We start from the raw sequence: 6,790 nt of genomic DNA, 5'->3' as shown, positions 1-6,790 counted from the left end.
TGCCTTGAAAGTCTTTGTAATAGTAAAGCCCTTGTCGGTCTTTGTCATTGCTTCGGCACCGTTCTGCCAGTTGTTGAAGTCTCCTGCAAGGAGAACTTCCGTAGCGCGAGGGTTTCCGTAGAAGAAGGTAACCTCTACGTTGCCGTCGGCAAGTTTTTTCACAGTTACGTCAGCAAAGGCACTGCCGATGCCGAGCAACAGGAAAAGGGAGATGAAAGCGAATAATTTTTTCATCAAATTCCTCCAAATTAATAAATAGATAGAAATCGCGCGTACAAACGTCCCGGGGTTTTCGTAGACAGAATGGGCCTTATCATCAGTGACTGCCTGTTTTTTCAGGATTGAAAAACAAAGGTGTCACCTGCATAAGGATTTCTGTCGACAACAACTCCAATCCGCTTGTTTTTCACGCACTCTTTAAGTCTAGCACATTTTTTAACGCCGTCAAGAAAAATATTTAAAAAAGTTACGATTTTTTTGTTTTTTTCAAAAATACAGGGTGTCGGAGTCAAAAATACAGTTTCCGTATGTTTTTCTGCCTGATGACCGCACGATTACCATTCCGCCGGCGGTAAAATATAAAAAGAGAATGCGCCGTGACTTTCCGGAAAGCCCGGACTCATATACGGTTGTTTTTTTTCGGGCAAATTTACGTTTTGAAAAGAAAAAAAGAGGAGATTTCACCCGGATTATAAAATCCGGGCTTATTTTACTTACTTAAGCCTGTGCTGATTGCAATGTATCGTTCAGTTCCCTTACTTCATCAACGGAAAGTCCGGTTGCCTGCGCAATCTGATCTACGGCAGCAACGTTCAGCCTGAGAAGATTAAGTGCCGTTTCTTTAACCTTTTCTTTAGCAGCTTCTTCAGCCATATCCTTAGCTATATTCTTAGCCATATCCTTAGCCATATCCTTAGCTATATCCTTAGCCATATCTTTAGCCATATCCTTAGCTATATCTTTAGCTATACCTACTGCCATTTCTCTGGCTATTTCAGGGGCAAGTTCCTGTGCAAGCTCCCTCGCCTGATATTTCATCTCCTGTTCCCAGGTCATATAGCTGTGCCTCCATTGCGCGCTGAGTTTCGTGCGCTCTACGAGTGCGGAAAGTCTGTCCGTAAAGTCGCTGGTAGGTTTCATTCCGCACAGAAACCTGAAGAACGACCTCAACCCTTCAGTTTCCATTTTATCATACATTCTGGCATTGAAAAAGATGTTTACGGTTCCGTCATTCATCCGAAGTCCGCCGTCTTCTTCACAGATATAGCGGAAAGTGTATCGCGGAAGTTTTTTTCCGAAGGCGTCACCCATACAAAGAAAGATTACGTAACTTTCTTTAAGCTTACTGTAATCCATACCGGTATGAACGGAGTCTACGTCCATCAACCCCTGATAGTAGCGCGCCCTTTTTGCAAGGGAAGTTGCGTGCGCAGTCTGAATTTCAATGTCGAATGACCGTCCGCCGCCGTCTTTTACATAGACATCAAAGCGGACTCCGCGCGAGTGAAAATCAGTTTTCAGGCTGTATTCGGCACTTGGAAGTTCTATCTTCTCGATTTTGATTTCAAGAAGAAGCTCCAGAAGTTCCTTGCAGATATCTACGTTATCATTAAGGACTTTACAGAAGATAAAATTATCAGCAAACGTAAGCCGCTCCCATTTTTCAAGCGGCGTAAGCTGGTTTTCTTTTTTCATACAGATACCTCTGCATATATATCGAGTTTTGTATGAAAAAAGGGCAAAATTTGCAGAAAAAAAATAAAAAAAACGTCTGTCAGCTTTGCAAAGCAAAAACTGAAGCAAAACTAAAATCAGTTAACGGTATAAAGCCAACCGGTTCTGCGCCTAAACCCTATGCATTGCACTGAATACTTTTTCGCTCATAATATTGATTTCAACGCCCATTCCTTCAGCTTTTCTGTTCATCTGCTGGCGCAGTTCGTCTATTGTAATGTCCGCACTGCCAAAACTTACCATCATCATCATAACGAAATTGCCACTGAGGATAGTCTGCGTAATGTCTTCAATATTTATTTTATGCTCGGAAAGAAACGAACTGACCGTAGCAATAATTCCGACCTTGTCGCTACCGACAACTGTAATAATTGCATTCATACGGCTATACTACCGAAAAATCAGCGTAGTTGCAATGAGAAAGATAATTCACCTTGCCGCCGTACGAGAACGTTATTTCGCCGTTATCTATGTCTGCAATGACAGTTCCGCCGCGGCTAAGCTGACCGAAAAGCACTTCGTCAACAAGCGGTGCGGCAATTTTTTCTTCTACGGTGCGGCTAAGGTTGCGTGCCCCGAACTGGCGCGAATAACCAGTTTCGGCAAGATGTTGCTTGCATTCGGACGTAACGGCAAGCCGCACTTTTTTTGCAGAAAGACGGCGCGCAAGTTTTTCGCATTCCTTTGAAACGACTGACAGCACGATGTCTTTTTCAAGATGAGCAAACGGAATTACCGCATCAAGGCGGTTTCTGAATTCCGGCGGAAACTCCTTTTCCACAGCTTCTTTCAGCGAGGCAGACTCATTCTGAACGTCATATACGCCGGAAAATCCTGCCGTTCCGAATCCGACTTTATTTTTTTCAAGATCACGCGCACCAGCATTGCTTGTCATAATCACAATGCAGTTTCTGAAATCTGCCTTTCGCCCCTGATTATCTGTAAGAATTCCGTAATCCATCACCTGAAGGAAAATGTTGTAGATGTCATCGTGCGCCTTTTCGATTTCATCGAACAGGACTACTGAATGCGGATTTTTACGGACGCTGCTCGTAAGAAGTCCGCCTTCCTCGTGTCCTACATAGCCAGCAGGAGAACCGATAAGGCGGCTTACGGTATGCTGTTCCTGATACTCGCTCATATCAAAGCGAAGGAGCGGCTCGCCCAGAAGCTCGGCAAGACAGCGCGCAAGCTCGGTTTTTCCGACGCCGGTAGGTCCGACGAACAGAAAACAGGCATCCGGTCTGTCTGGATTTTTAAGTCCGGCACGTGCGCGCTTTACCGCCTTTACTACGGCAGAAACTGCTTCTCCCTGCCCGAAAATCTGTTTTTCAAGAAGCTGCTGCAAATCCCTTAGGTGCGCTTTTTCGCCGCCGCAAAGCGTTTCCACCGGAACGTTCGCCATCCGCGACACAATCCGCCTTACTACGGATGCATTTACCGTTCCTCCGTGCCGGTGTATTTTCTGGTAAGCACCAGCCTCGTCCATAACGTCAATTGCCTTGTCCGGAAGCCGCAGGTCAGAAAGATAACGGATTGAAAGGTCAACTGCGGCAAGAACGGCAGACTTATTGTACTTCACGTGATGAAACTGTGCGTACTTGGGAAGAAGCCCCTCCAGAATGCGCACCGTTTCGTCGCGTCCAGGCTCGTTTATGTCAATTTTCTGAAAACGGCGGACAAGCGCACGGTCTTTTTCAAAATTACGCGCATATTCCTCAAACGTCGTAGAGCCGATAATCCTGATTTTTCCGCCGGCAAGCACAGGCTTAAGAAGATTTGCGGCATCCATATTCGAATTGCCGTTCGTTCCTGCGCCCATTATCATATGAATTTCATCAATGAAAAGAACGGCATTTTTCTTTGTCATAAGTTCGTCAAGGACGGCGTGAAGGCGCTCTTCAAAATCACCGCGGAATTTTGCACCGGCAATCAGAAGTCCGATGTCAAGGCTGTAGATGGAACTGTTTTTTAGTTCGTCAGGAACGTTTCCGCTGACAATGCGCTGTGCAAGTCCCTGAGTAACGGCTGTTTTTCCGACTCCGGCATCTCCTACGTGAAGCGGATTGTTCTTTACGCGGCGGCACAAAACCTGCACCGTCCGTTCAATTTCATCATCGCGCCCCACAAGCTTATCGTAGCCGCCTTCACGCGCAACTTTTGTCATGTCAGTACAAAACCGTTCAAGTGCAGAACGCCTGCCCTGTCTTTGCTGGCCGTTACTTTCTGCCGATGCTTCCGAAGGAATTTCTGAAACGCCGTCCTGCTGCATCTGCTTGTAGCGGGACACAACTTCCACAAGAGCAGCACGTTCAATTCCGTTTGTCTTCATATAATAGGAACAGTAATTTTTCTTTTCATCGTACATACTCACAAGAACGTCTGTAATATCGACTACAACGCGGTCGCTTTCTACACAATGGAAGACTGCCCTGTTCATAACGGACTGAAACCCTGACGTTTCTATAGGATTTTTATCAAGCGGAACGTCAACGGCATTCACAGGAATTTTTGTATCTATATACTTACGCACGTCTTTCTGAAGACTGTCTGCGCTTGCGCCGCAAAGTTCCACCATATCACGAACGGCATCTACGTCAAGAGCAGCGTACAAAAGGTGTTCCGGCGTAAAAAATTCATGACGGCAACGTTTTGCTAGAATGAGCCCTTCAGAAAGAATTTTGCCTAAAAGCGCGCTTATCTTCATCGTTTTACCTCTATTTTAAGCGGAAATCCTGCTTTTTTTGCCTTTGCAGTTGCAAGTCCTGCACGCGTAACGGCAATGTCATAGGTGTATACTCCCACAACGGCAGAGCCTTCTGAATGAACTCTTTCCATAAGAAAGACTGCTTCACCTTTGCTTTTGGCAAATATAGTTTCAAGTACCTCAACTACAAAATCTTTTGTAGTATAATCATCATTATAAAAAACTACGCAGCATTCAGGCGGAATTTCAAATTCTGTAGTAACGGAAACCGCCTGCTGACCTTCCATTCTAACTTCTTCTGACATATTACTAATATAACACAATCGACGGCGGAAATAAACAAAATGCTGCGCAATATCGTGATATAGAAAAACTGCTGCGATATTACTATAATAAAAGAATGGGTAAAAAAAGCTCTTTTTTCAAAAAAATACGCATTTCGTACAATGCGCCGGTTACGCTTACGTTTGCACTTACAGCCGTTCTTATTATGGTATTAAACGCACTTTTAAAGGGAACGCTGATTCCGGCATTCTTTACTGTACCCGGAGGTGCCGGAAGTTCCGCACCTTTTAACATACACGTTCCGCTTGACTATCTGCGGCTTGTACTTCACATCTTTGGACACGCAGACTGGAATCACCTTGTATCAAACCTTTCGTTCATCCTTCTGCTTGGGCCTGTAATTGAGGAGCGGTACGGTTCGCCTGTTCTTGCACTTATGATGCTTGTTACTTCACTTGTAACGGGTGTTCTTAATGCCTGTTTTTCTCCGCTCCCTATGCTTGGATCAAGCGACATCGCCTTTATGATGATTCTTCTTACTTCTTTTACAAGCATCTCAAAAAACGAAATTCCACTTTCATTTATACTGATTCTTATACTGTACGTAGGAAGGGAACTTTTTGCACGCCCGTCTGACCAGAATATTGCAACTCTTGCACACATTGCAGGCGGTCTTTGCGGAAGCATGTTCGCATTCCTTGCAATGCCAAAGGCTGCCTCACGGAAAAACGGCACGGCGCAGAAAAAACAGGATGACAGAAATAAAAGCAGCGATGAAGGATGCAGCCGTACAGTAAAAAACAAGCCGGCTCCGGAAGAGGATGACTCTACCGTAGTCGGCTCAATTGAATTATAGTCTTGTCCTATCGCGTTTATGCGCGGAATATCGGACGGACTTTTGTAACTGTTTCGCAGGCGGCAAGTTTTGCGATGATGTCATCACCGACTTTTCCGTCAACGTCAATAAGGTTATACGCAACATCTCCGCGCGCCTGATTTATCATTCCGGCAATATTAAGTTTTGCCTCTCCAAGAATCGTAGTGAACTTACTGATTGTATCAGGAATGTTCTTGTGGCTTATGCAAAGGCGCGTTCCACCAGCCGGAATAGGATTATCAGTAACAGTCTTAGGGAAATTTACAGAGTTTACGACGTTTCCGTTCTCAAGGAAATCCTTAAGCTGAAGTGCTGCCATCTGTGCACAGTTATCTTCTGCTTCCGGCGTTGACGCACCAAGATGCGGAAGACATATGATGTTCTGCTGATTCAAAAGTTCCTCAGCCGCAAAGTCAGAAACGAAGCACGCAACTTTTCCGCTTTTTACGGCATCGAGCATATCTGCATTGTTTACAAGACCGCCGCGCGCTATGTTCAGAATGCGAACTCCGTCTTTCATCATTTTAAGCGAAGATGCATTTATCATTCCTTTTGTATCGTTTGTCTGCGGAACGTGAAGCGTAATGTAATCTGCATTCTTGTAAATGCCTTCAAGCGTTTCTGAATGCTGTACGTTATGGTCAAGAGACCACGCCGCATTAATTGAAAGGAACGGATCGTAGCCGATAACGTTCATTCCAAGCTTTATTGCAGTATTTGCAACCATTGCACCGATTGCACCAAGTCCGATGACGCCGAGCGTTTTTCCTTTAAGTTCAGGACCTACAAACTTTGACTTGCCTTTTTCCGCAAGTTCAGGAATTTCATCCCCCTTACCGGAAAGAGCGTTTGTCCATGCATTTGCATCAATTACCGGACGGCTTGAAAGCAAAAGTCCAAGAACGACAAGTTCCTTTACGGCATTTGCATTCGCACCCGGCGTATTGAAAACAACAACTCCTTTTTCCGTAAGTTCAGGAATCGGAATATTATTAGTTCCTGCTCCGGCGCGGGCTACTGCCTTTACACTGTCAGAAAGCTTCATCTCGTGCATATCTGCCGAGCGAACAAGAATTGCATCCGGATTATTAATGTCTGTTGCAACTTCGTAATTATCGCGGTCAAGACGGCTTAATCCCGACGCGCTTATTTTATTCAATGTCTGAATTTTAAACATTTCCTACCTC

6 protein-coding genes and 1 pseudogene are annotated in these 6,790 nt (G+C 44.9%); 1 reads left to right on the top strand and 6 read right to left on the bottom strand.

The window, feature by feature from the left end; all coding sequences use genetic code 11:
• From B5D55_RS05200 to B5D55_RS05175, 5 genes and pseudogenes are all read right to left on the bottom strand, one after another.
• Positions 1–234: pseudogene (locus B5D55_RS05200) on the bottom strand (glycogen-binding domain-containing protein); the annotation flags it as partial.
• Between the two features lie 483 nt (positions 235–717).
• On the bottom strand, positions 718–1,695 hold the full coding sequence (locus B5D55_RS05190; RefSeq protein WP_078932947.1) for an Rpn family recombination-promoting nuclease/putative transposase: 978 nt from the start codon (positions 1,693–1,695) through the stop codon (positions 718–720).
• A gap of 150 nt (positions 1,696–1,845) precedes the next feature.
• Positions 1,846–2,115 (bottom strand): ACT domain-containing protein, encoded by a 270-nt coding sequence (locus tag B5D55_RS05185; RefSeq protein ID WP_078932946.1) that lies wholly within the window; start codon positions 2,113–2,115, stop codon positions 1,846–1,848.
• 4 nt (positions 2,116–2,119) lie between these two features.
• A complete protein-coding gene (locus B5D55_RS05180) occupies positions 2,120–4,441 on the bottom strand; it encodes an AAA family ATPase (RefSeq protein WP_078932945.1) in 2,322 nt (773 codons plus the stop codon).
• Entirely contained in the window at positions 4,438–4,746 is a 309-nt protein-coding gene (locus tag B5D55_RS05175) for an ATP-dependent Clp protease adaptor ClpS (protein WP_078932944.1), read from the bottom strand. The genes B5D55_RS05180 and B5D55_RS05175 overlap by 4 nt, the downstream gene beginning before the upstream one ends.
• Before the next feature lie 95 nt (positions 4,747–4,841).
• Here B5D55_RS05175 and B5D55_RS05170 point away from each other — a divergent pair, with 95 nt between their 5' ends.
• A complete protein-coding gene (locus tag B5D55_RS05170) occupies positions 4,842–5,582 on the top strand; it encodes a rhomboid family intramembrane serine protease (protein ID WP_234975379.1) in 741 nt (246 codons plus the stop codon).
• A 16-nt stretch (positions 5,583–5,598) separates the two neighbouring features.
• Here B5D55_RS05170 and B5D55_RS05165 read toward each other — a convergent pair whose 3' ends face one another.
• A complete protein-coding gene (locus B5D55_RS05165; RefSeq protein WP_078932943.1) occupies positions 5,599–6,780 on the bottom strand; it encodes a 3-phosphoglycerate dehydrogenase family protein in 1,182 nt (393 codons plus the stop codon).
• Between the last annotated feature and the right edge of the window lie 10 nt (positions 6,781–6,790).

It is taken from the genome of Treponema porcinum (assembly GCF_900167145.1).
In the GTDB taxonomy this organism is placed as follows: Bacteria; Spirochaetota; Spirochaetia; order Treponematales; family Treponemataceae; genus Treponema_D; species Treponema_D porcinum.
Note: the sequence above shows the minus strand (reverse complement) of the source record. Positions and strands in the feature narration are given on the sequence as shown.